Raw genomic sequence first — 25380 nt, 5'->3', positions numbered from 1 at the left:
CACCGTGAACCTGCTCGAACTCGACGACCTCTGCGTCGCCTACGACACGCCGCACGGCCGCCGCACCGTGGTCGACGGCCTGAGCCTCGCGCTGCCGCGCGGCGACATCGGCTGCCTCCTCGGCGCGTCCGGCTGCGGCAAGACCACCGTGCTGCGCGCGATCGCCGGCTTCGAACCGGTGCGCATGGGGCGTATCGTGCTGGACGGCACGCCGGTCGCGGCGCCGTCGCTCGACGTGCCGCCCGAGCGGCGGCGCATCGGCATGATGTTCCAGGATTACGCACTGTTCCCGCACCTGAGCGCGGCCGACAACGTCGCGTTCGGCCTGCGGCGCATGCCGAAGGCCGAACGGCGCCTGCGCGTCGCGGAGATGCTCGACCTCGTCGGCCTCGCCGACGCCGGCGATGCCTATCCGCACGAACTGTCGGGCGGCCAGCAGCAGCGCATCGCGCTCGCACGCGCACTCGCGCCGTCGCCGGAATTGCTGCTGCTCGACGAGCCGTTCTCGAATCTCGACGTCGATACGCGCGAGCGGCTCGCGTTCGAGCTGCGCGACATCCTGAAGCACACGGGCCACACCGCGATCCTCGTCACGCATAACCAGGCGGAAGCGTTCGCGATCGCCGACCGGATCGGCGTGATGAAGGACGGCGAACTCGCGCAATGGGATACGCCGTACGCGCTGCATCATCATCCGGCCAGCCCGTTCGTCGCGGAGTTCGTGCGCCGCGACGCGCTGGCCGACGAACGCGCGCGCGCACTGGCGCGCGGCCGCTGACATCGCGCCACCGGGGCGCGACGGCGTGAGCGTCAGGCGGGCTCGGCCAGATCGCGCACGGGCAGCGCGGTCGAATACTTGATCTGCTCCATCGCGAACGACGAACTGACGTCGAACAGCGGCACCGTGCGAATCAGTTGCTTGTAGACGCGGTCGTAGTCGTCGATGCCGGCCACGACGACGCGCAGCAGGTAATCGGTCTCGCCGCTCATCCGGTAGACCTCGACGACTTCCGGCATGTCGCGCACCGCCTGCGTGAAGCGCTGCGCCCATTCCTCGGTGTGCTGGTTCGTGCGGATCGCGACGAACACGGTCGTGCCGACCCCGAGCTTGCGCGGATCGCACAGCGCAACCTGCGCGCGAATCGCGCCGGTTTCCTTCAGCCGCTGCACGCGCTTCCAGCACGGCGTCTGCGACAGGTTCACGCGCTGTGCCAGCTCCGCGATCGGCAGCGTGGCATCCGCCTGCAGCAGCTCCAGCAGCTTGCGATCGATGGCGTCCATTTCTCGATTCCCTCGTCGATAGAAATTTATTCTATTCATCCTGCCCGACGGGGAACAATATGAAAACTGTCTCGGCGCGTCGACCGGTGTAAATACCGATCCGTCGCGCACTCGCCGCCCCAAAGAAACAGGCGACGCCACCTGCGCGGGTGGAATCGCCTGAAATGGTTGCGTGCCGCGGCTTGCGCGTCGCGCCCGGACCGGCGCTCACACGCCGCCGGCCATCATGCCGCTCAATACGCAGCGGTCGCAATCTCGCGCACGAAGCCGTCCTGCTCGAGCGCGTCGACGAACGCGACCGCGTAGTCTTCCGCCGAGATCTTGCTGTTGCCTTGCGCGTCCACGATCAGCTTGCCGACGCCCGTGCGGAACGTGCCCGTGCGCTCGCCCGGCGCGATCAGCGCGGCCGGCGCGAAGAAGGTCCAGTCGAGATCGGCGACCGTCTTCAGGTAGTCGAGCGCATCGCGGTGCGCGAGCGCGTGTGGCTTGTACGCGTCCGGGAAACCTTCGGTGTCGACGAGCTGCTTGCCCGGCGCGACTTCGAGCGAACCGGCGCCGCCCACCACGACGAGCCGCTTCAAACCGGCCTGGCGCGTGCCGGCGACCAGCGCCTTCGCCGCCGCGACGACCTGCGCCGCATCTTCCTGCTTCGGGCCGCACGCGCTCGCGACGACGTCATGGCCCGGCAGCGCGGCCGCGATGCTGGCCGCGTCGAACAGGTCGGCCGCCTTCGCGGTGATGCCGTCGACGGATGCGCGCGGATGGCGCGACAGCGCCGTGACGCGGTGGCCGCGCCGCACGGCTTCCGCCGCGATGCGCGAGCCGATCATGCCGGTGGCGCCGAACAGCGCGATATTCAACGAACGTTGCGTCATATCGATTCTCCAGAGTTGAAAATATGTAACACAAACAATTACACATAAGACCGAGAAAAACGGGGCGAAGCCCCCGTTGCGCCGATCGCCGCGCGTGCGCGCCGTCCGGCTTCCTGCCTGCCGCCGGGTGACCGCGTCCGGCACCCGCCCTCGGTCACCCGCCGATGCGCGCCGCCTGTTGCGTGCCCTGCTCCCGATCCAGCATGTCGGCCGTCACGTCGACGAGCGTGCGCGTGGCGAGCGACGCCTCCATCGCGCGCTGCGCGTCGCCGATATAGCCGGTCAGCACGCCCTGGATGTGCCGCCCGACGAGACACGCGGGATTCGGCGCCTCGCGGTGCAGCGCGAACAGTTGCGCATCGTCGACCGCGCGATACACGTCGAGCAGCGTGATCTCGCCGGGCTCGCGCGCCAGCAGCGCACCGCCGCCCGCGCCGAGCTGCGACGTGGTCAGCCCTGCGGCCGCCAGCATCGACAACAACCGGCGAATCAGCGCCGGATTCGTATTCACGCTGCCCGCGATGATGTCGGACGACAACGGCACGCCTTCCTGCATCGACAGCAAGGCGAGCACGTGAACGGCAAACGCGAACCGGCTGCTGGTATTCATTCGTGACTCACTCGGCGACGCCGGCCCGACCCGCAACCGGCGACATTTGTAACCATCATAATTACATTTTGCGGATCGTGCAAGCCCGCGTCATTCGCCGCTCGCGGGTTTCGTCCCCGCGGCGCCCTGCTGGCTCCACTGCTGGAGTTTCTTGCCGGCTTCGGCGATCTTCGCGCCCGCTTCGGAAGCCGCATGCGCGACGACCGCGGACGCCGCCGCGTCGATCTGCGCCTGCGCGGCCGACGCGAGGCCGCTCGCCGACAACGGCGGCACGGCCGACGCCGCGGACGCGATGCCGGCCTTCGCCGCGTTGATCTGTTGATTGACGGTGCTCGCCACCTGGTCGAGCGCCTTGGCCGCATTGTTCGCGGCGTCGGCGGCCGCGCTCGCGGCCGTATCGGATTGCGCGGCCGGCGTGCCGGACTTCTCGCAGCCCGCGAGCAACAGCAGCGCACCGGCGGCCACGGCCGCCAGCACGCACCCGGGCGCGCGACGCGCCCGCGATGTCTTCATGTTCATCAGCAATCTCCGGCCGCGCGTGGCACGACCTCGTGGTTGGACCGGTGTCGATGATACCGCCTGTGGAACAGGCCCAATGACGACCCGCCATTAAAAATGCCTTTCAATTTCGGATTCGTCTGATTCAATCGCACGCGCCACGCCTATAAAGTGGGCACGCTCCAATCCGCTTCGTACGTGCCCCTTTTTCTCGTCATGGCTTTCCTCGTTGATTGGCTCATCGCCCTGGCCGCGCTGCTCGCGGCCACCCTGTTCCTGTGCCTGCGCGCGCCGTCGACGCGCCGCCTCGCCGAAGCCGGGCGGCCGCGCCGCATCGCCTGTGCGCGCCTGCTCACGCAGGCCGTGATCGGTTTCTGGACGGCCGCGCTGATCATCGCGCAAGGCATCCTCGGCGCCGACGGCGACGGCCAGTCGCTCGCCAGCTTCGCCGCGCTCGCGTTCGCCGCGCTCGGGCTGGCGACTGTCGCCGCCTACTGGTCCGCGTGCGCGCTGCGGCTGCGCCGGCCGCCCACGCTGTTCGCGCGCCACTGACGCGCCAGATCGGTGCGCGTCCGCGCCGCCGCGCACCGCCTCATTCGTCGCAAGCACCAGTTCGGCACGTATCGCACCACGTACGTGCACCCGGCACCCGCCGCGATCGGCGTCGGTCACGCCCCGATTCCGTGCACGGTTCACCGGAATGCCCCATCCCGCGGTATCCGGGCACCAATTCCACGCAGTCATTCACCACGTTGGCTCGATACTTGCATTCCTCGCCCGTTTTTTGCGCAAGGAAGCCACGGCATGGATGGTCTGAAATCCGGCGTCGACACACTGTTCCTGTTGATCGGCGCCGTCATGGTGCTCGCGATGCACGCGGGCTTCGCATTTCTCGAGCTCGGCACGGTCCGCAAGAAGAACCAGGTCAACGCGCTCGTGAAGATCCTGGTCGATTTCTCGGTGTCGACGCTCGCGTATTTCCTCATCGGCTACACGATCGCGTATGGCGTCGAATTCTTCGACGACATCGGGACGCTGTCGCAGCACAACGGCTACGCGCTCGTACGCTTCTTCTTCCTGCTGACGTTCGCGGCGGCGATCCCGGCGATCGTGTCCGGCGGCATCGCCGAGCGTGCGAAGTTCAATCCGCAGCTCGTCGCGACGCTGATCATCGTCGGCTTCATCTATCCGTTTTTCGAAGGGATCGCGTGGAACGAGCGCTTCGGCGTGCAGGCCTGGCTCACGCACGCGTTCGGCGCGCCGTTCCACGACTTCGCGGGCTCCGTCGTCGTCCATGCGTTCGGCGGCTGGGTCGCGCTGCCGGCCGTGCTGCTGCTCGGCGCGCGCCACGGCCGCTATGCGAAGGACGGCCGGATCGCCGCGCACCCGCCGTCGAACATCCCGTTCCTCGCGCTCGGCGCGTGGGTGCTCGCGGTCGGCTGGTTCGGCTTCAACGTGATGAGCGCGCAGACGCTCGACAAGATCAGCGGCCTCGTCGCGGTGAACTCGCTGATGGCGATGATCGGCGGCACGCTGGCCGCGTGGATGGCCGGCCGCAACGACCCGGGCTTCACCTACAACGGGCCGCTCGCGGGCCTCGTCGCGGTATGCGCGGGCTCCGACGTGATGCACCCGATCGGCGCGCTCGTCACGGGCGCCGCGGCCGGTGCGCTGTTCGTCGCGATGTTCACCTGCGTGCAGAACCGGTGGCGCATCGACGACGTGCTCGGCGTCTGGCCGCTGCACGGGATGTGCGGCGCGCTCGGCGGCCTCGCGGCCGGCGTGTTCGGGCTGCCCGCGCTCGGCGGTCTCGGCGGCGTGTCGTTCCTGTCGCAGCTCGTCGGCACGCTCGGCGGCATCGCGATCGCGACCGCGGGCGGCACGCTCGTCTACGGCGCGCTGAAGGCGACCGTCGGCCTGCGCCTCGATCGCGAAGCCGAATTCGACGGTGCGGACCTGTCGATCCACCGCATCTCGGCCACGCCCGAGCGCGACTGAACGCAAACGCTTGCGACCGGCGTCCGTCAGCGCACCTGACGGATGCCCGATGCGTCATGACGTTTTCGATTCAAAAAACTTTCATCTAGCGTCCTTACACTTCGGTCCAGTTTTCAATCCGCCTTCACGAAGCTTGCCGCTCGCCTGCTTCGCGAAGGCCATGCTTCCAACAACCGAAACTGGACTCCACATGCCCGCGTTGCCCAATGCTTCCCGTCGTCAGGCCCTGAAGATCCTCGCCGGCGCACCGATGCTTCCCCTTTCCGGCCTCGCGCTGCCGGCCCTGCTGACGGGTTGCGGCGGCGACGATCCCGCGTCGACGCCGGCGCCGGTCGCCGCTGCCTATACGTCGGCGGCGTTCTCGGCGATGGCCGCGCCGACGCTCGACAACGCCGCCGCGATGGCCACGACGACGGTCGGCTCGACGCTGGCGGTGTCGTTCTCGGACGGCTCGTCGCGCAACTTCAAGCTCGCGTACAAGCCGTTCTTCGTGACGGGTGACATGGTGCCGGACGGCAACGGCGGCACGACGCTCGCCGGCGGCTACTACGACATCAACAACCAGCCGATCATCGATCGCTCGGTCGCCGGCAAGGAACGCCAGTTCTATTCCGACTGCCCGGACGGCAGCTCGCTGCTGACGCTGAAGAACGCGAACGTGCCCGGCGTGAAGGGCAACGCGGTGTTCGCGGTCGTGCAGTTCGAATACACGACGCGCGACCAGGCAAGCGCGTCGCAGTACGGCCAGCTGCCGTCGCCGATCGCGGTGATCACGCTCGACCAGGACCCGGCCACCGGTGCGCTGAAGGTCGTGAAGTACCACAACGTCGACACGTCGAAGGCGCACGGCCTGTGGATCACCTGCGGCGCGAGCCTGTCGCCGTGGGGCACGCACCTGTCGAGCGAGGAATACGAGCCGGACGCGACGAAGGCCGCGACCGACGCGCAGTTCAAGGCGTTCAGCAAGAACACGTTCGGCGACGAGACGAAGGCGAACCCCTACCACTACGGCCACCTGCCCGAGATCACCGTGAATCCGGACGGCACCGGCACCGTGAAGAAGCACTACTGCCTCGGCCGCATCTCGCACGAGCTGATCCAGGTGATGCCGGACCAGCGCACGGTGATGATGGGCGACGACGCCACCAACGGCGGCCTGTTCATGTTCGTCGCCGACAAGGCGGCCGACCTGTCGGCCGGCACGCTGTACGTCGCGAAGTGGACGCAGACGTCGTCCGCGGGCGCGGGCACCGCGACGCTCACGTGGATCCGGATCGGCCACGCGACCAGCAGCGAGATCGAAGCGCTCGCGAACACGCTGAAGGCGTCGGACATCATGGACCTCGCGACCGTCGACCCGAACGATGCGAGCTACACGAAGATCCATTTCGGCGGCAAGTTCAACTGGATGCGCGTGAAGCCGGGGATGGAAAAGGCGGCCGCCTTCCTCGAGACGCACCGCTACGCGGCGCTGCTCGGCGGCAGCATGGCGTTCACGAAGCTCGAAGGCACGACCGTGAACGCGAAGGACAAGATCGTCTACACGGCGATGTCGCGGATCGAAACGTCGATGGTCAAGGGCAACGCGGTGTCGCGCGACGTCGCGGTCGACAAGAAGATCGCCGCGGGCGCGGTCTATGCGCTGAACCTGAAGGCCGGCCAGCGCGACACGACGGGCGCCGCGATCGACAGCGAATGGGTGCCGGTCGACATGGGCGCGCCGGCCGCGCTGGTCGGCGAGGATCTCGCCGCGGCCGACGCGCTCGGCAACCTCGCGAACCCGGACAAGATCGCGAACCCGGACAATCTGAAGTTCTCCGAAAAGCTGCGCACGCTGTTCATCGGCGAAGACTCGGGCATGCACGTGAACAACTTCCTGTGGGCCTACAACGTCGACACGAAGTCGCTCTCGCGCGTGCTGTCGTGCCCGGCCGGCGCCGAATCGACGGGCCTGCACGCGGTCGACGAGATCAACGGCTGGACGTACATCATGAGCAACTTCCAGCACGTGGGCGACTGGGAATCGCCGCTGCACGACAAGGTCAAGCCGACGCTCGATCCGCTCGTGCGCGCGAACTACAAGGATCGCTTCGGCGCCAGCGTCGGCTACCTGACGGCCGAGCAGACCAGCATCAAGCTCGCGAAAGGCTGATCCGCCGCGCACGAGGGGGCGTGGCTCGTCAGCCGGGCACGCCCGACCGGGCCCCTTTCTTCATCATCGTTCATTCGTCGGCGCTCCACGCCGTTTCACGCGCGATGCCCACTGCGGGCGTCGCGCTTTTTTTTGCGTGCGGAGATCGTGCGGGCGGCGCAGATCGCGCGTGCGAGGAGGCGCGAAACCGCCCAGGACGGGGCGTTTGCGGCGATCGGGGGATAATACGGGCCTGACGCGTCCGGGCGGACGGTCGGAAAGACAGGCAAAAAAAAGCGCCACGGAAACCGTGGCGCTAAAAAAGTTCTAGCCATTCCGAGGGCCGTGCTAGAACCTGAGAGACTGCGCGAAACATCGTTGCCGGTTAAACTCTTGAAACGATGTTTCGAAAACGTGAGACATTCTTTCCGTTTCCGCCCGACAAGTCAAGCGGTATTTGCACCGGTTCATGCACTTTCCGGCAATGCTCCTTTGAGCGTTTTCCTAATAAACCAAGGGTGAACCCGTAAAATCTCATCCAATGACCGGTTCGCCCGCGGAACATGCATCCTTTGACAATAGTCCTACAATACCAACAAAATTGAAATCGAGTTTCGGAATTAGAGAGAATCCCTCGTGTCGACAACTGTAACCTCTCCCGCGTCGCGGGACCGTGAATCGTCGCCCGACGAGATCACCGCCCTTGCCCGCGGTCTCGCCGTGCTGCGCCGCATCGCGGCTGCCGACGCCCCCGTCAGCAACCGCGAACTGACCGAATTGACCGGCATCCCGAAGCCGACCGTCTCGCGCATCACCGCGACGCTCGTCAGCGCCGGCTTCCTGTTCCAGTTGCCCGACAGCGAGCGCTTCGTGCTGACCGCGTCGGTGCTCGAACTGAGCCACGGCTTCCTGCGCAACTTCGACATCCGCGCGCGTTCGCGGCCATTCATGATCGAGCTGGCCGAGCGCACGTCGCTGTCCGTGCACCTCGCGGTGCGCGACCGGCTCGACATGGTCGCGATCGACGTGATCCGCCCGCGCTCGGCCGTGCTCGTCACGCGCCTCGAGATCGGCTCGCGGATGGACATCGCGCGTACGGCCGTGGGCCGCGCGTATCTCGCCGCGCTCGAGGACGACGAGCGCCGCCAGTTGCTCGAGTCGCTGCGCACCACGGCCGGCGACGACTGGCCGCACGTATCCGCCCGCCTGACGCCCGCGCTCGACGAAGCGATGCGCGACGGCCACGCGATCGCGATCGGCGAATGGCGCGAAGGCCTGAATGCGGTCGCGGCCGGTTTCGTCGGCCCGTCGGGCCAGCGCTATTCGGTGAATTGCGGCGGCGCGTCGCACCAGTGTCCGCCCGAATGGCTGCAGCAACACGTGGTGCCCGCGCTGCAGGAATGCATCGCGAAAATCACGCGCGAAATCGGCGGCGCGCCGGCCCGGCGCATCGGCCTGTAACCGTTGCGTCATTGCGCCGTCGCGTTGTGTAACGACCGTAACCCGTTGAAAGATAGACCGCTGGACTGTAACGGGGACGGCACGTAGGATCATGCCCATCGTCGCGCCGCATTCGCGGTGCGCACCGCTCTTTTCCCGCGCGGATCGGCGGGGCCCCGGACCGAGCCGGGCCGCCCCGTCCCGTCACCCGCACGCCCACGCGCAGCCAGCAGTCCGATTTCCGGCCCGCCGCGCCGTCTTCCTGACAGAACACGATGGATAACGAACAAAAGCCCACGCCCCCTTCGAAAGACCCCGCGCCCGCCGTCGCCCGGCGCCCGCGCCGCACGCTGCTGATCGGCACCGTCGCGGTCGTCGTGATCGGCGGCCTGTTGTGGTGGCACCCGTGGAACCGTACGCCCGCGGCAGGCAGCACGGCGAAAGGCGCGGGCGCCAGCGCCGCCGCGGGTAGCCATCGCGGCCGCGGCGGCCCCGCCGCGATGGCGAACGTTCCGCAGCCCGTGCAGGTCGCGACCGCGACGCAGGGCGAGATGCCGATCGTGCTGTCCGCGCTCGGCACCGTCACGCCGCTCGCGAACGTGACGGTGAAGACGCAGCTGTCGGGCTACCTGCAGTCGGTGTCGTTCCAGGAAGGCCAGATCGTCAAGAAGGGCGACGTGCTCGCGCAGATCGACCCGCGCCCGTACCAGGTCGCGCTCGAGAACGCCGAAGGCACGCATGCGCGCGACGCGGCGCTGCTCGCGACCGCCCGCCTCGACCTGAAGCGCTACCAGACGCTGCTGTCGCAGGACTCGATCGCGTCGCAAACCGTCGATACGCAGGCGTCGCTCGTCAAGCAGTACGAAGGCGCGGTGAAGACCGACCAGGCCGCGATCGATTCCGCGAAACTCAATCTCACGTATGCGCGCATCACGGCGCCGGTCTCGGGCCGCGTCGGCCTGCGCCAGGTCGACCCCGGCAACTACGTGACGCCGGGCGACACCAACGGCATCGTCGTGATCACGCAGTTGCAGCCGATGAGCGTGATCTTCACGACGTCGGAAGACAACCTGCCGCAGATCCTCAAGCAAGTGAACGCGGGCCAGAAGCTGTCGGTCACGGCCTACAACCGCAACAACACGGTGCCGCTCGAGACGGGCGCGCTCGCGACGCTCGACAACCAGATCGACACGAGCACCGGCACGGTCAAGCTGCGCGCGAATTTCGACAACAAGGAGGGCATGCTGTTCCCGAATCAGTTCGTGAACACGCGGCTGCTCGTCGACGTGATACGCAACGCGACGATCGTGCCGACCTCCGCCGTGCTGACAGGCTCGATCGGCCAGTTCGTCTATGTCGTGAAACCCGACAACACGGTGACGGTGCGCAAGGTCACGATCGGGCCGGTCGACGGCGAACGCACGAGCATCGTCAGCGGCGTCGCGCTCGGCGAACGCGTGGTGACCGACGGCTCGGACCGCCTGCGCGAAGGCTCGAAGATCTCGATTCCGGCCGACAAGCCGAAAGGCGCGTCGGGCGCGCACGGCGCCGGCGCGGCGTCGGGCGCATCGGATGCGGCCGCCCGTCACGGCGGGCGCAAGCACGGCGCGTCGCAGGCCGCGGCCCCCGCGGCCCAGTAACGCGCGGGCCGCTCGATGAATCCATCCCGCCTCTTCATTCTCCGGCCGGTCGGCACCGCCCTCCTGATGGCGGCGATCATGCTGGCCGGTCTTGTCGCGCTGCGCTTCCTGCCGCTCGCCGCGCTGCCCGAGGTCGACTATCCGACCATCCAGGTTCAGACCTTCTACCCGGGCGCGAGCCCGGAGGTGATGACGTCGTCGGTCACCGCGCCGCTCGAACGCCAGTTCGGGCAGATGCCGTCGCTGAACCAGATGTCGTCGCAAAGCTCGGCCGGGGCGTCGGTGATCACGCTGCAGTTCTCGCTCGACCTGCCGCTCGACATCGCCGAGCAGGAAGTGCAGGCCGCGATCAACGCGGCCGGAAACCTGCTGCCGTCCGACCTGCCGGCCCCGCCGATCTACGCGAAGGTGAACCCGGCCGATGCGCCGGTGCTGACGCTCGCCGTCAAGTCGAAGACGCTGCCGCTCACGCAGGTGCAGGATCTGGCCGACACGCGCCTCGCGATGAAGATCTCGCAGATCGCCGGCGTCGGGCTCGTCAGCCTGTCGGGCGGCAACCGTCCGGCCGTGCGGATCCAGGCGAACCCGACCGCGCTCGCGCAGTACGGGATGAACCTCGACGATCTGCGCACGACGATCTCGAACCTGAACGTCAACACGCCGAAGGGCAACTTCGACGGCCCGACGCGCGCTTACACGATCAACGCGAACGACCAGTTGACGAGCGCCGACCAGTACAACAGCGCGGTCGTCGCGTACAAGAACGGCCGCCCGGTGATGCTGACCGACGTCGCGACGGTCGTCGCCGGCTCGGAGAACACCAAGCTCGGCGCGTGGGTGAATGCGGATCCGGCGATCATCCTGAACGTGCAGCGCCAGCCGGGCGCGAACGTGATCGCGACCGTCGACGCGATCAAGGCGCAGTTGCCGAAGCTGCAGGAGACGCTGCCGGCCGCGCTCGACGTCGAGATCGTCACCGACCGCACGACGATGATCCGCGCGGCCGTGCGCGACGTGCAGTTCGAGCTGCTGCTCGCGGTCGCGCTCGTCGTGCTGGTGATGTACCTGTTCCTCGCGAACGTCTACGCGACGATCATCCCGAGCCTGTCGGTGCCGCTGTCGCTGATCGGCACGCTCGCGGTGATGTACATGGCCGGCTTCTCGCTGAACAACCTGTCGCTGATGGCGCTCACGATCGCGACCGGCTTCGTCGTCGACGACGCGATCGTGATGATCGAGAACATCGCGCGCTACGTCGAGGAAGGCGAGACGGGGCTCGAGGCCGCGCTGAAGGGCTCGCGGCAGATCGGCTTCACGATCATCTCGCTGACGGTGTCGCTGATCGCGGTGCTGATCCCGCTGCTGTTCATGGGCGACGTGGTCGGGCGCCTCTTCCACGAATTCGCGATCACGCTCGCGGTGACGATCGTGATCTCGGCGATCGTGTCGCTCACGCTCGTGCCGATGCTGTGCGCGAAGCTGCTGCGCCATTCGCCGCCGCCGGAGAGCCACCGCTTCGAGGCGCGCGTGCACCGCGCGATCGACTGGGTGATCGCGCGCTACGCGGTCGCGCTCGAATGGGTGCTGAACCGCCAGCGCTCGACGCTCGTCGTCGCGCTGCTGACGCTCGGGCTGACCGCCCTGCTCTACGTGTACGTGCCGAAGGGCTTCTTCCCCGCGCAGGACACCGGCGTGATCCAGGCGATCACGCAGGCGCCGCAGTCGATCTCGTACGGCGCGATGGCCGAACGCCAGCAGGCGCTCGCGGCCGAGATCCTGAAGGACCCGAACATCGACAGCCTCACGTCGTTCATCGGCGTGGACGGCAGCAACATCACGCTGAACAGCGGCCGGATGCTGATCAACCTGAAGGCACGCGACGATCGCAAGGAAACCGCCGCGCAGATCATCCGCGACCTGCAGCGGCGCGTCGCGAACATCACCGGCATTTCGCTGTTCATGCAGCCGGTGCAGGATCTGACGATCGACTCGACGGTCAGCCCGACGCAGTATCAGTTCATGCTGACGAGCCCGAACTCGGAAGAATTCGCGACCTGGGTGCCGAAGCTCGTCGCGCGGCTGCAGCAGGAGCCGTCGCTCGCCGACGTCGCGACCGACCTGCAGAGCAACGGCCAGTCGGTGTACATCGAGATCGACCGCGCGAGCGCCGCGCGCTTCGGCATCACGCCGGCGACCGTCGACAACGCGCTGTACGACGCGTTCGGCCAGCGCATCGTGTCGACGATCTTCACGCAGTCGAACCAGTACCGTGTGATTCTCGAGTCGGAGCCGAAGGAGCAGCACTATGCGCAATCGCTGAACGATATCTACCTGCCGTCGGCCGGCGGCGGCCAGGTGCCGCTGTCGTCGATCGCGTCGTTCCACGAGCGGCCGTCGCCGCTGCTGGTCGCGCACCTGTCGCAGTTCCCGTCGACGACGATCTCGTTCAACCTCGCGCCGGGCGCGTCGCTCGGCGAAGCCGTCAAGGCGATCGAGGCCGCCGAGAAGGACATCGGCCTGCCCGGCTCTTTCCAGACGCGCTTCCAGGGCGCGGCGCTCGCGTTCCAGGCGTCGCTGTCGAACCAGCTGTTCCTGATCCTCGCGGCGGTCGTCACGATGTACATCGTGCTCGGCGTGCTGTACGAGAGCTACATCCACCCGATCACGATCCTGTCGACGCTGCCGTCGGCCGGCGTCGGCGCGCTGCTCGCGCTGATGATCACCGGGCACGACCTCGACATCATCGGGATCATCGGCATCGTGCTGCTGATCGGCATCGTGAAGAAGAACGCGATCATGATGATCGACTTCGCGCTCGAGGCCGAACGCGTCGAAGGCAAGCCGCCGCGCGAGGCGATCTACCAGGCGTGCCTGCTGCGCTTCCGCCCGATCCTGATGACGACGCTCGCCGCGCTGCTCGGCGCGGTGCCGCTGATCGTCGGCTCCGGCGCGGGCTCCGAGTTGCGCCAGCCGCTCGGGATCGCGATCGCCGGCGGCCTGATCGTGTCGCAGGTGCTGACGCTGTTTACGACGCCCGTGATCTACCTCGGCTTCGACTCGCTCGCGCGCCGCGTGCGCGGCTGGTTCGAACGGCACGGCCCGCAAGCCGGTACGCGCACGGATGCGTAAGCGATGAACCTGTCGCGCCCCTTCATCACCCGCCCCGTCGCGACGACGCTGCTGGCGCTTGGCGTCGCGCTCGCGGGCCTGTTCGCGTTCATCAAGCTGCCGGTGTCGCCGCTGCCGCAGGTCGACTTCCCGACGATCTCGGTGCAGGCGTCGCTGCCGGGCGCGAGCCCCGAAACGGTCGCGACCAGCGTGACGAGCCCGCTGGAGCGGCACCTCGGCTCGATCGCGGACGTCTCCGAAATGACGTCGACGAGTACGGTCGGCAATGCGCGGATCATCCTGCAGTTCGGTCTGAACCGCGACATCGACGGCGCCGCGCGCGACGTGCAGGCCGCGATCAACGCGGCGCGCGCCGACCTGCCCGCCGCGCTGAAGAGCAACCCGACCTACCGCAAGGTCAACCCGGCCGATTCGCCGATCATGGTCGTCGCGCTGACCTCGGAAACGGCGTCGCCGGCGAAGGTGTACGACGCCGCGTCGACGGTGCTGCAGCAGTCGCTGTCGCAGATCGACGGGATCGGCCAGGTCACCGTGAGCGGCTCCGCGAACCCGGCCGTGCGCGTCGAGCTCGAACCGCAGTCGCTGTTCCACTACGGGATCGGCCTCGAGGACGTGCGCGCGGCGCTGGCCTCCGCGAACGCCAACGCGCCGAAAGGCGCGATCGAGTTCGGCCCGCAGCGCTTCCAGCTCTATACGAACGACCAGGCGTCCCAGGCGTCGCAATACCGCGACCTCGTCGTCGCGTATCGCAACGGCTCGGCCGTGCGGCTGTCCGACCTGTCCGACGTCGTCGATTCGGTCGAGGACCTGCGCAACCTCGGTTTGTCGAACGGCAAGCGCGCGGTGCTCGTGATCCTCTACCGCTCGCCCGGCGCGAACATCATCGAGACGCTCGACCGCGTGCGCGCGGCGCTGCCGCAGCTCACCGCGTCGCTGCCGGCCGACATCACGGTCACGCCGGTGCTCGACCGCTCGACCACCATCCGCGCATCGCTGAAGGACACCGAGCACACGCTGCTGATCGCGATCAGCCTCGTCGTGATGGTCGTGTTCCTGTTCCTGCGCAACTGGCGCGCGACGCTGATCCCGAGCGTCGCGGTGCCGATCTCGATCGTCGGCACGTTCGGCGCGATGTACCTGCTCGGCTTCTCGATCGACAACCTGTCGCTGATGGCGCTGATCGTCGCGACCGGCTTCGTCGTCGACGACGCGATCGTCGTGCTCGAGAACATCTCGCGGCACATCGAGAACGGCAAGCCGCGGATGCAGGCGGCGTTCGACGGCGCGCGCGAAGTCGGCTTCACGGTGCTGTCGATGAGCATCTCGCTCGTCGCGGTGTTCCTGCCGATCCTGCTGATGGGCGGGATCGTCGGGCGCCTGTTCCGCGAGTTCGCGCTGACGCTGTCGCTCGCGATCGCCGTGTCGCTCGCGGTGTCGCTCACGCTCACGCCGATGATGTGCGCGCGTCTGCTGCCGGAAAAACACGATCCGCACGACGAGGGCCGCTTCGGGCGCTTCCTCGAACGCGGCTTCGCGCGCATGCAGCGCGGCTACGAGCGCTCGCTGTCGTGGGCGCTGCGCCGGCCGCTGTTGATCCTGCTGACGCTGTTCGCGACGATCGGGCTGAACGTCTACCTGTACGTCGTCGTGCCGAAGGGTTTCTTCCCGCAGCAGGACACCGGGCTGATGATCGGCGGCATCCAGGCCGACCAGTCGACGTCGTTCCAGGCGATGAAGCTGAAGTTCTCCGAGATGATGCGGATCGTGCAGGGCAACCCGAACGTGAAGAGCGTCGCGGGCTTCACCGGCGGCACGCAGACCAACTCCGGCTTCATGTTCGTCACGCTGAAGGACCGCACCGAGCGCAAGCTGTCGGCCGACCAGGTGATCCAGCAGTTGCGCCCGCGGCTGGCGGACGTGGCGGGCGCGCGCACGTTCCTGCAGGCGGCGCAGGACATCCGCGTCGGCGGCCGGCAGAGCAACGCGCAGTACCAGTTCACGCTGCTCGGCGATTCGAGCGCCGACCTTTACAAGTGGGGGCCGATCCTGACCGAGGCGCTGCAGAAGCGCCCCGAGCTGACCGACGTGAACTCCGACCAGCAGCAAGGCGGCCTCGAGGCGATGGTGACGATCGACCGCGCGACGGCCGCGCGGTTCGGCATCAAGCCCGCGCAGATCGACAACACGCTGTACGACGCGTTCGGCCAGCGCCAGGTCTCGACGATCTACAACCCGCTGAACCAGTACCACGTCGTGATGGAAGTCGCGCCGAAATACTGGCAGAGCCCGGAAATGCTGAACCAGGTGTGGATCAGCACGTCGGGCGGCAGCGCGAACGGCTCGCAGACCACCAACGCGGCCGCCGGCACCTTCGTCGCGACCTCGGCCGGCACGTCGAGCGCCGGCACGGCCGCGCAGAGCGCCGCGGCGATCGCGTCCGACTCCGCGCGCAACCAGGCGCTCAACGCGATCGCGGCGAGCGGCAAGTCGAGCGCGTCGTCGGGCGCGTCGGTGTCGACGTCGAAGTCGACGATGATCCCGCTGTCGGCGATCGCGACGTTCGGGCCGAGCACGACGCCGCTGTCGGTCAACCACCAGGGGCTGTTCGTCGCGACGACGATCTCGTTCAACCTGCCGCCGGGCGTGTCGCTGTCGCAGGCGACGCAGATCATCTATCAGACGATGGCGCAGATCGGCGTCCCCCCGACGATCGTCGGCAGCTTCCAGGGCACCGCGCAGGCGTTCCAGCAGTCGATGAACGATCAGCCGATCCTGATCCTCGCCGCGCTGCTGGCCGTCTACATCGTGCTCGGGATCCTGTACGAGAGCTACATCCACCCGATCACGATCCTGTCGACGCTGCCGTCGGCCGGCGTCGGCGCGCTGCTCGCGCTGCTGCTGTTCAAGACCGAGTTCAGCATCATCGCGCTGATCGGCGTGATCCTGCTGATCGGCATCGTGAAGAAGAACGCGATCATGATGGTCGACTTCGCGATCGACCAGACGCGCAACAACGGGAAGTCGTCGTTCGATGCGATCCACGAGGCGTGCCTGCTGCGCTTTCGCCCGATCATGATGACGACGATGGCGGCGCTGCTCGGCGCGCTGCCGCTCGCGTTCGGCAGCGGCGACGGCGCCGAGCTGCGCGCGCCGCTCGGGATCGCGATCGCCGGCGGCCTGATCGTGTCGCAGGTGCTGACGCTCTATACGACGCCCGTCGTCTACCTGTACATGGACCGGTTCCGCGTCTGGGGCGAGAAGCGCCGCAACCGCCGCGGCAATGCCGGCGGGCCGGCGGTCGCCGGCGAGTGACGAAAGCGGCTGCCCTTCGGGCAGCCGTCTTTTGCGCTTGATTGACGGGCTCGATTGACGGGCTCGATTGACGGGCTCGATTGACGGGCTCGATTGACGGACTCGATTGACGGGCTTGGTTGACGGGCTTGGTTGACGGGCTTGGTTGACGGGCTTGGTTGACGGGCTTGGTTGACGGGCTTGGTTGGCGCGCTCGGTTGCCGGGCTTGCTTGCCGGCCGCGATCGCCTATCGTGTGTCCATGTCCACCGCCGCCCCGCCGCACGGGAACCCGCCATGAACGTCCAGCTCAACCACACGATCGTCTGGTGCCGCGACAAGCATGCGTCGAGCCGCTTCCTCACCGAACTGCTGGAATTGCCGCCGCCGACGCCGTTCGGCGCGATGCTGGTCGTCGCGCTCGACAATCGCGTGTCGCTCGATTTTTACGAACAGACGGGCGAGATCCGGTCGCAGCATTACGCGTTCCTGATCGACGAAGCCGGCTTCGATCGCGTGCTCGCGCGCATTCGCGAACGCGGCTTGCCGCACTGGGCCGACCCGGCCAAGCGGCAAGCCGACGACGTCTACCGCCACAACGGCGGACGCGGCGTGTACTTCGACGATCCGGACGGTCACTTCCTCGAAGTGATGACACAGCCGTATGGGCTGAACGGGTAGCACGGCAGGCCGGCGGGGCGCCGGCCCGGCGTGCGCGGCGTGGGTGACGCCCGGTTGCGGACGAAACCCGGCCGACTGCCCGACTGCCCGCCCGCCGCGGTTACTCGGCGGCAGTCGTCGTCTTGCGCGGACGACGCGCGCGCGGCGCCGCCTTGCGGGCCGGTTTCTTCGGCTTGGCGGTGGTCGGGGTGTCGGCCGCCGCTTCCGGGAGTGCCGCGTCGTGCGACGGTTGCACGGTCTCGTCCCGAGCGCCGGAAGTGCGCGGCGCCGGCTCGGCGGGCGTCGCCGCCGCGTGCCGGTCGTCATGCGCCGCGTCGCGATGCGGTTCGTCCGCATGCCGACCGGACGCGTGCGCATCGCCACCGTGCGTCGCGTCGCCCTGCACGGCGGCGTCCGGCTTGCCGGCCGCGTGGCGACCTGCGCCCTTCGCGGCCGCGCCCTTCTTCGCGGCGGTCTTCTTTGCCGCGCTCTTGCGCGCACGCTTGCGGCCATCCTTCGCGTCGCCGTGCGCGTCGGTCATATCGGGCGCGTCAAGCGCGTCGGCCGGCGCCGCGTCGGCGACCTCGTCAAGCGCCGCGTCTTCCGCGTCGATCTGCACGCTGTCGTGAACGACCGCTTCCGTGCGCTGCCCACGACGGTGCGCGTCGCGGCCGGCCGGTGCCGGCTCCGCCGCGCGCGTGCCGTGGCCGCCGCCGTGGTGCGCCGCGCCGCCGTCACCGCCCGCCGCGACGTGCTCGGCCGCGGCCGACTGGCGGGCTCGCGACACGAACGCGCCCGACTTGTCGTCGCGCCCCACTTCGAGCAGGCCGCGCGCCTGCGCCTCGTCGAGCAGGTTGCCGAACGCGCGGAACCCGTAGTACGACTCGTTGAAGTCCGGCTTGCGACGCTTGATCGCGCTCTTGAGCACCGACGCCCAGATCTTGCCGACGTCGTCGCGCTCCGACGCGAGCGCGTCGAACGTCTCGACCGCCAGCGCGATCGCCTCGGCCTTGCGTGCATCCATGTCGTGCTTGCGCGACGGCTCGTCGGGCCGCTTCGCGCCGCCGTTGCCCGCGCGCTGCTGCTGTTCGCGCTTCGCGAGCGCACGCTGCTGCTCGCGCACCAGATCGTCGTAGAAGATGAATTCGTCGCAGTTCGCGACCAGCAGATCCGACGTCGATTTCTTCACGCCGACGCCGATTACCTTCTTCGCGTTCTCGCGCAGCTTCGACACGAGCGGCGAAAAATCCGAATCGCCGCTGATGATCACGAACGTATCGACGTGCGACTTCGTGTAGCAGAGGTCAAGCGCGTCGACGACGAGCCGGATGTCGGCCGAATTCTTGCCCGACTGGCGCACGTGCGGAATCTCGATCAGCTCGAAGCTCGCTTCGTGCATCGACGCCTTGAAGCCCTTGTAGCGATCCCAGTCGCAATAGGCCTTCTTCACGACGATGCTGCCTTTCAGCAGCAGGCGCTCCAGCACGGGCTTGATGTCGAATTTCTCGTACTTCGCATCGCGCACGCCGAGCGCGACGTTCTCGAAGTCGCAGAACACGGCCATGCTGACGTTGTCCAGGGGTAATGCCATGAGTACTCCAACCGGTGGGCCGACGCGTGATGCACGCGTAGCGGCGAAAAATGCATCGCGCACATGATAGCCGGTCGGCGCGTCATTCCCGCATCCGTGTGAACGAACGCCGGGTATCCGGCGCGAGTATGCTCGATGCCGGTACGCCCGATGCCGGTACGCCCCCTATTACGTGCCCACCGCCGGGCCGATTCGACATTACACTTGAGTTATCGGTCGTCCGTCCCTATCTGGACGGATGACGCATCGAGCAAGGAGCGGTTTCATGACGACGAAGGTACTGCTGATTGGCGCGACCGGCCGGACGGGCCAGGCCTGCGCGGATCTGCTGCTCAAGCAGCCGGAGTTCGAGGTCACGGCGCTCGTGCGCCGGCACGGCTATGCGCTGGCGGGCGCACGGGTCGTCGAGGCCGATCTGACGAACGATTTCTCGCACGCTTTCCAGGGCATCACGCACGTGATCTACGCGGCCGGCTCGGCCGAATCGGACGGCGCGACCGAAGAGGAGCAGGTCGACCGCGATGCGGTCGCCCGCGCAGCCGAGTACGCGCTCGCCTACAACGCGCAGAAGCTCGTGGTGGTCAGCTCGCTGTCCGCCTACCGGCCGGAGCACGGGCCGGACGCGCTGCACCACTATTCGCAGATGAAGCGCGAAGGCGACGATCGCGTGATCGCGTCGGGCGTCGACTACGTGATCCTGCGGCCGGGCCCGCTGACGGACGACCCGGGCGTCGGCAAGATCGCGCTGACCGACACGTGGCTCGATCCCGCGCCGCCCGTCTCGCGCCAGGATGTGGCATGGGCCGCGATCGAGGCGATCAAGCTTGGCATCTCGCGCAAGGTCGTCGGCTTCGTCGGCGGCAGCGTGCCGATCGAACAGGCGCTGCGCGCGTAACGGCCCGCTGTGCGCCGCCCGGGAGGCGGCGCAGGCTCGTGCCCGCGGCCCGCACGACGGGCCGTTTTCACGCGCGCGGGTAGCCGCCTACTGCTTCGGGTGCGCGTCGGCCCACGCCTTGACGGCGGCGAGCGTGTTCTCGACGTGCTTGTCGGGCGACAGGCTCGTGTATTCGTAGAGAATCTTCCCTTCCGGCGAAATCACGTAGGACACGCGGTTCGCCCGGTCGAGCGCCGGCAGCTTCGCGTCGTACTCGCGGATGATCTTCGCGTCCGGGTCGGCCGCCACCGGGAACTTGCTGCGGCACTCGCTCACCGAGAACTTCGTCAGCGTGTCGATGTTGTCGGCCGACACGCCGATCACCGTCGCGCCGTAAGCCTTGTAACGGTCGACCGCGTCCGCGAACGCATGCGCCTCGATCGTGCAGCCCTTCGTGAACGCCGCCGGATAGAAATACAGCACGACCGGCCCCTGCTTGCGCGCGTCCGCGAGCGCGTACGTGTAAGTCTTGCCGCCAAGCGACGCCTGCGTCGTGAAATCGGGTGCCGCGGCGCCCGGCTTCAGTTCCGCCTGCGCCACCAGCGCATGACCGGCCACCAGCGCCGCCATGGCGCCCAGCAACAGTTTTCGCTTCATCTGCGTCCTCATTTCTTATAAAGTCAGCCTCGATATAGGCCACGCGGGCGTTCGCCTGCCGAACATCCGCGTGGAAGATCCGGCCGGCGGCAGCGCCGCCTGGGGCCGGCCCGTTAAAGATTTCGCACCGTCTGCCGTTATTCCTTCCGGACAACCGGTTCCAGCCCTTCACGTCAGCGAGAAACATGGAAGCCAACAGGAAACAGACGTCACGCAAGGGCTCCTGGCGCAGCGCCTTGCATACGCTGCGCCGCTTCGCTCGGTCGGGCGGCGCGCTGATGCCCGCGCGCGCCGTCGCGCCGCGACGCGACGACTCCGTGCGCAACTGGCTGGAACAGACGGTCGGCACGGTGGATTTCCTCGCCCACGTCGACCGCGAGCTGCGCTTTCTGTACGTGTCGGACGCGAGCCTGCGCTTCATCGGCTACCACCGCGACTACCTGCATACGCTGACGCTGCGCGACCTGATCGCCGAACAGGATACCCCGGCGCTCGAAGGCCTGCTCGCTCGCGCCGCGCGTTCGGGCCAGGTCGAGAAGGCGACGATGTGCATCGTCAAGTCGCTCACCTATCCGCTGGACGTCGAGGTCCGCGCGTTCAAGAGCCGCCACCACGGCGTCGACGGCTTCGCGATCGCGGCGTTCGACGTGTCGTCGTGGCGTGCGCTCGAGGCACGCCTGACCTACGAAATGCACCACGACCCGATGACGGGGCTCGACAACCTGTCCGCGCTCGTGCCGGCGCTGATGCGCGCGCAGCAGACCGCCGACGAGAACGGCACCTGCGCGGCGCTGCTGCTGCTCGACCTCGACGACTACCAGCGGATCAACCGCGCGCTCGGCTACGACGCGGGCGACATGCTGCTGCGCGAGACCGCGCAGCGGCTGAAGGCGCTCGTCACGCCGAACGAGCAGCTCGCGCGCGTCGCGAGCGACAAGTTCGCGGTCGTGCTGGGCGCACCGGACCGCACGCAGGCAAGCCATGCCGCCGATTCGCTCGCGCGCCGGCTGCAGGCCGCGGTGCGCGAGCCTTACGTGTTCCAGGGGCAGACCGTGCACCTGTCCGCGAGCATCGGCATCGCGCTCTATCCGGACGAACGTGCCGCGCCGCATCGCGCGCAGCATCACAGCCCGCTGCTGCGCCGCGCCGACCACGCGCTCTCGCAGGCGAAGGCATCGGGCGGCAACGCGCTCGCGTTCCATGCGCCCGTCGACGATCCGGCCGACGCCGAACGGCTCAAGCTCGAAGCCGACCTGTACGACGGCGTGCGCAACGGCGAGTTTTCGCTGCATTTCCAGCCGATCACGCGCAGCCAGTCGGGCGCGGTGGTCGGCGTCGAGGCGCTGATCCGCTGGCGCCATCCGGTGCACGGCCTCGTGCCGCCGGCCACCTTCATCCCGCTCGCCGAATCGATCGGCCTGATCAACTACCTCGGCAACTGGGTGCTCAAGGCGGCGTGCATGCAGCTCGTCGCGTGGGACGGCCAGGGGCTCGCGCTGCAATACGTGGCGGTCAACGTGTCGCCGCAGCAGTTCCGCGACCCGCGCTTCACGCAGAGCGTGCGCGAGGCGATCACGCTGACCGGCATCGACCCGCGCCGCATCGTGCTCGAAATCACCGAAAGCCTGCTGATGCACGATCCCGCGCACGCGAAAATGCTGCTCGAGGAGCTGACCGGTCTCGGCATCCGCTTCGCGGTCGACGATTTCGGCACCGGCTATTCGAGCCTGGCCTATCTGCAGCGCTTCCCGCTCGCGAAGCTGAAGATCGACCGCAGTTTCGTCGAGAACCTGCTGACGTCGCGCAACGACCGCGCGATCGTGTCGGCGGTGGTCGGCCTCGCGCAAACACTGGATCTCGAGCTCGTCGCCGAAGGCGTCGAGACCGAGGCGCAGCGCGAGCTGCTGACGGAGATGGGTTGCAATCACATCCAGGGCTGGCTCGTCTGCCAGGCGCTGCCGTCCGAGGAGCTCGCGCGGCGCTTCGAGGCGCAGCAGCTGCACCTGCACGCTGCCGCCTGACGCGCGCGGCGAACCGAAAGATCCGTATGTCAACCACCGAATACCTGCCCCGCACCGCGCTGCTCGACAAGCTGTGGGCCCGGATGAACGAACGGGGCGATTTCCCGCTGCTGTCGGAATCGCTGCGCGCGACGATGGCCGCGATGAAGAACGACGACCTCGACTTCACCGCGCTCGTGCGCGTCGTGCTGTCGGACTTCGCGCTCACGCAGAAAGTGCTGCGGCTCGCGAACTCCGCGATGTACATGGCGTTCGGCGGCAACATCACCACCGTGACCCGCGCGCTGATGGTGCTCGGCATGGACGCCGTCGGCCATCTCGTGGTCGGGTTGAAGCTCGTCGACCACTTCCATCAGAGCACGCCGCGGCGCATCGACGCAAAGCTGGAGCTGAACCGTGCGCTGCTGTCCGGCTGCGTCGCGCGCAAGCTCACCGAGCACGCCGAACTGCGCGGCGGCGAGGAAGCCGTCGTCTGCACGCTGATGCGCCAGGTCGGCAAGCTGCTGGTGGTCTGCTATCTCGACAGCGAATGGGACCGCATCCGCCGCCGCGCGGCCGAGCTGAACGGGGACGAAGCGGCCGCGTGCGTCGACGTCCTCGGCGTCGGCTTCGACGAGATCGGCCTCGAAGCAGCCGCGCGCTGGCGGCTGCCCGACGTGATCCGCGCGGGGATGGCCAACGACGATCGCGCCACCCGTGCCGACGCGTTCGACGACGAAGACGGCGACGCCCGCCACGCGGACCCGACGGCCGACGACAGCCAGGCCCACCGCACCCGCTGGCTGCGCGCGGTGAGCCGCTGCTCGACCGACGTCGCCGGTGCGCTCGTCATGCCCGCGAGCCCGCAGCGCGACGCGCGCATCGCGGCGCTCGCGCAGCACTACGGCGCCGAGCTCGACATGGAATCCGACGCGCTCGTCGAGATCGCCGATCGGCTCGCGCGCGAGGAAGCGAGCGACACCGTGATGCGCGAGATCGTCGAGCTGCGCGCGAACGCCGATGCGATCGCGCGCGCGCAGGCCGCGCCCGAGGCATGCCTCGAAGCCGGCCTCGCGGACCTGCGCGCGCTGCCGTCCGAGCACGTGCTGACGCCGGTGCTCGCGCTCGCGTCGGAAAGCCTGCTGGCCGGCCTCGCGTTCACGCGCACCGTGATGTTCGTGCGGCACGACGACGGCACGTTCGCCGCACGCCTGGGTTTCGGCCCCGGCGTCGATACGGCGCTCGACCGGCTGCATTTCGACGAACGCTTCGAGCCGGACGTGTTTCATCTCGCGATCTCGAACTCGGTCGGCATCTTCATCGGGCAGGCGCAGGACCCGAAGATGACGAAGCGCCTGCCCGCGTGGTATCTCGACGCGTTCGACGACGCGCGCGCGTTCGTGCTGCTGCCCGTGCGCGTCGGCACGACGAGCGTCGCGCTGCTGTACGGCGACTGGGCCGGCGCGCAACCCGCGCGCAAGATCTCGCAGCAGGAGATGGCCGTGCTCAACGAACTCGCGCGCGAGCTGGGACGGTTCTTCGCCGCGCAGCCCGGCTGACGGCGGGCCTACCTCCCGTCGTTTTCGCTCCACAAAAGCAAACCGGCCGCAGCGGCCGGTTTTTCACGTCATGCGATCGAGCGAAGCGCTTACTTGAGCGTCACGGGCACGCTGAAGTATTTCTTCGCGAGGTTGTCGATCGTGCCGTCGGCCTTCAGGTCCTTCAGCGCCTGATCGAGCGCGGTCTTCAGCGCCGCGTCGTTCTTGCGCAGGCCGAAGCCGACGCCCGAGCCGAGGATCTCGGCGTCGCTGACCGTGCCGCCCGCGAACGCGAAGCCCTGGCCTTGCGGCTTCGTCAGGAACCCCTTCGAGCCGGCTTCCGAATCCTGGAACGTCGCGTCGAGACGGCCCGACTTCAGGTCGGCATACGCCAGATCCTGCGTCTGGTAAGGCACGACATCAACGCCGGCCGGCGCCCACTTCTTCTTCGCGTACGCTTCCTGGATCGTGCCCTGCAGCACGCCGACGCGCTTGCCCTTCAGCGATTGCGGGGTCGGCAGCAGGCCGCTGCCCTGCTTCGCGATCAGCTGGTTCGGAATCGTGTAGATCGGATCGGTGAACGCGATCGCGTGCTTGCGCTGGTCGGTAATCGTCATGTCCGAGTTGATCGCGTCGAACTTGCGCGCCTGCAGCGCCGGGATCAGGCCGTCGAAGTCGTTCTCGACCCACACGCACTTCGTCTTCAGCTTCGCGCACACCGCGTTGCCGATGTCGATGTCGAAGCCGGTCAGCTTGCCGTCGGGCGTCTTGTATTCGAACGGTGCGTACGAGGCCTCGACGCCGAACCGGATCTCCTTGAGATCCGCGGCAAACGCGCTGCCTGCCGCCACCGCCGATGCCGCCACCACCGCGTGCGCGGCCACTTTACGCCAATCCAACTTCATCAGGTGTTCTCCTCGATACTCGAATGTTCCGGAACTACGGGCGCATGCAGCATGGCAGGGTCGAATGCCACCGACAATGCCAACGCGGCGCCGTGATGCGGCGCAACAGCCGCAAGGCCGCGATTGTACCAATCCGCGCGGCCCGATACGGCAAAGCGGCCGCCGATGCGCGATGCTGCGCTGCGCGCACGGCGGCCGCCACGCGACGCGTCGAACTCGCAAGACCGTGTCGCAAATATGCAAGCGCCACGCGCGCGCCGTCC

At 67.9% G+C, this 25380-nt stretch carries 19 protein-coding genes; 12 read left to right on the top strand and 7 right to left on the bottom strand.

Translation table 11 applies throughout. The annotated features are described in order from the left end of the window. Positions 1-4: 4 nt before the first annotated feature. Positions 5-778 (top strand): ABC transporter ATP-binding protein, encoded by a 774-nt coding sequence (locus CFB49_RS05890; RefSeq protein ID WP_069617043.1) that lies wholly within the window; start codon positions 5-7, stop codon positions 776-778. A gap of 32 nt (positions 779-810) precedes the next feature. Here the strand turns inward: CFB49_RS05890 and CFB49_RS05885 are convergent, their stop codons facing one another. The 4 genes from CFB49_RS05885 to CFB49_RS05870 form a co-directional block, all read right to left on the bottom strand. Continuing rightward, positions 811-1281, bottom strand: a complete 471-nt coding sequence (locus CFB49_RS05885; protein ID WP_006484401.1) for an Lrp/AsnC family transcriptional regulator — start codon at positions 1279-1281, stop codon at positions 811-813. A gap of 233 nt (positions 1282-1514) precedes the next feature. Continuing rightward, the gene (locus tag CFB49_RS05880) at positions 1515-2156 is read right to left on the bottom strand and encodes an NAD(P)-dependent oxidoreductase (RefSeq protein ID WP_089490878.1); all 642 of its coding nucleotides are present in this window, start codon (positions 2154-2156) and stop codon (positions 1515-1517) included. 154 nt (positions 2157-2310) lie between these two features. Further along, complete coding sequence (locus tag CFB49_RS05875; protein WP_069617040.1) at positions 2311-2766, bottom strand: Rrf2 family transcriptional regulator; 456 nt, start codon at positions 2764-2766, stop codon at positions 2311-2313. Positions 2767-2856: 90 nt separating this feature from the next. Continuing rightward, positions 2857-3285: a hypothetical protein gene (locus CFB49_RS05870; protein ID WP_089490877.1), complete on the bottom strand. Its 429-nt coding sequence runs from the start codon at positions 3283-3285 to the stop codon at positions 2857-2859. Between the two features lie 195 nt (positions 3286-3480). Here CFB49_RS05870 and CFB49_RS05865 point away from each other — a divergent pair, with 195 nt between their 5' ends. From CFB49_RS05865 to CFB49_RS05830, 8 genes are all read left to right on the top strand, one after another. Next, positions 3481-3816 (top strand): hypothetical protein, encoded by a 336-nt coding sequence (locus CFB49_RS05865; protein WP_089434767.1) that lies wholly within the window; start codon positions 3481-3483, stop codon positions 3814-3816. Between the two features lie 252 nt (positions 3817-4068). After that, positions 4069-5262 carry an ammonium transporter gene (locus tag CFB49_RS05860; RefSeq protein WP_089490876.1) on the top strand — a complete coding sequence of 398 codons (1194 nt, stop codon included), beginning with the start codon at positions 4069-4071 and terminating at the stop codon, positions 5260-5262. Positions 5263-5452: 190 nt separating this feature from the next. Further along, the gene (locus CFB49_RS05855; RefSeq protein WP_069617036.1) at positions 5453-7414 is read left to right on the top strand and encodes a PhoX family protein; all 1962 of its coding nucleotides are present in this window, start codon (positions 5453-5455) and stop codon (positions 7412-7414) included. 615 nt (positions 7415-8029) lie between these two features. Beyond that, complete coding sequence (locus CFB49_RS05850) at positions 8030-8854, top strand: IclR family transcriptional regulator (protein WP_069617035.1); 825 nt, start codon at positions 8030-8032, stop codon at positions 8852-8854. A 254-nt stretch (positions 8855-9108) separates the two neighbouring features. Beyond that, positions 9109-10473, top strand: a complete 1365-nt coding sequence (locus CFB49_RS05845) for an MdtA/MuxA family multidrug efflux RND transporter periplasmic adaptor subunit (protein ID WP_089490875.1) — start codon at positions 9109-9111, stop codon at positions 10471-10473. A gap of 15 nt (positions 10474-10488) precedes the next feature. Further along, entirely contained in the window at positions 10489-13602 is a 3114-nt protein-coding gene (locus tag CFB49_RS05840) for an MdtB/MuxB family multidrug efflux RND transporter permease subunit (protein ID WP_089490874.1), read from the top strand. Positions 13603-13605: 3 nt separating this feature from the next. Next, a complete protein-coding gene (locus tag CFB49_RS05835; RefSeq protein WP_089490873.1) occupies positions 13606-16914 on the top strand; it encodes an efflux RND transporter permease subunit in 3309 nt (1102 codons plus the stop codon). 275 nt (positions 16915-17189) lie between these two features. Continuing rightward, on the top strand, positions 17190-17573 hold the full coding sequence (locus CFB49_RS05830; protein ID WP_089490872.1) for a VOC family protein: 384 nt from the start codon (positions 17190-17192) through the stop codon (positions 17571-17573). A gap of 100 nt (positions 17574-17673) precedes the next feature. Here CFB49_RS05830 and CFB49_RS05825 read toward each other — a convergent pair whose 3' ends face one another. Then, on the bottom strand, positions 17674-19143 hold the full coding sequence (locus tag CFB49_RS05825; protein ID WP_089490871.1) for an NYN domain-containing protein: 1470 nt from the start codon (positions 19141-19143) through the stop codon (positions 17674-17676). Between the two features lie 265 nt (positions 19144-19408). On the opposite strand from CFB49_RS05825, the gene CFB49_RS05820 reads away from it, so the two are divergent. Next, complete coding sequence (locus tag CFB49_RS05820) at positions 19409-20038, top strand: SDR family oxidoreductase (RefSeq protein WP_069617029.1); 630 nt, start codon at positions 19409-19411, stop codon at positions 20036-20038. 87 nt (positions 20039-20125) lie between these two features. Here CFB49_RS05820 and CFB49_RS05815 read toward each other — a convergent pair whose 3' ends face one another. Next, entirely contained in the window at positions 20126-20674 is a 549-nt protein-coding gene (locus tag CFB49_RS05815; protein ID WP_069617028.1) for a peroxiredoxin, read from the bottom strand. A 278-nt stretch (positions 20675-20952) separates the two neighbouring features. Here CFB49_RS05815 and cdpA point away from each other — a divergent pair, with 278 nt between their 5' ends. Both cdpA and CFB49_RS05805 read left to right on the top strand, forming a co-directional pair. Further along, positions 20953-22695 (top strand): putative bifunctional diguanylate cyclase/phosphodiesterase, encoded by a 1743-nt coding sequence (cdpA, locus tag CFB49_RS05810; RefSeq protein ID WP_204492426.1) that lies wholly within the window; start codon positions 20953-20955, stop codon positions 22693-22695. A gap of 26 nt (positions 22696-22721) precedes the next feature. Further along, on the top strand, positions 22722-24233 hold the full coding sequence (locus CFB49_RS05805; protein WP_089490870.1) for an HDOD domain-containing protein: 1512 nt from the start codon (positions 22722-22724) through the stop codon (positions 24231-24233). Between the two features lie 89 nt (positions 24234-24322). Here the strand turns inward: CFB49_RS05805 and CFB49_RS05800 are convergent, their stop codons facing one another. Further along, positions 24323-25117 carry an ABC transporter substrate-binding protein gene (locus CFB49_RS05800; RefSeq protein WP_050011412.1) on the bottom strand — a complete coding sequence of 265 codons (795 nt, stop codon included), beginning with the start codon at positions 25115-25117 and terminating at the stop codon, positions 24323-24325. Positions 25118-25380 lie beyond the last annotated feature (263 nt).

It is taken from the genome of Burkholderia sp. AU17457 (assembly GCF_002223255.1).
GTDB lineage: Bacteria > Pseudomonadota > Gammaproteobacteria > Burkholderiales > Burkholderiaceae > Burkholderia > Burkholderia sola.
This window is presented reverse-complemented; position numbering and strand designations above follow the sequence as displayed.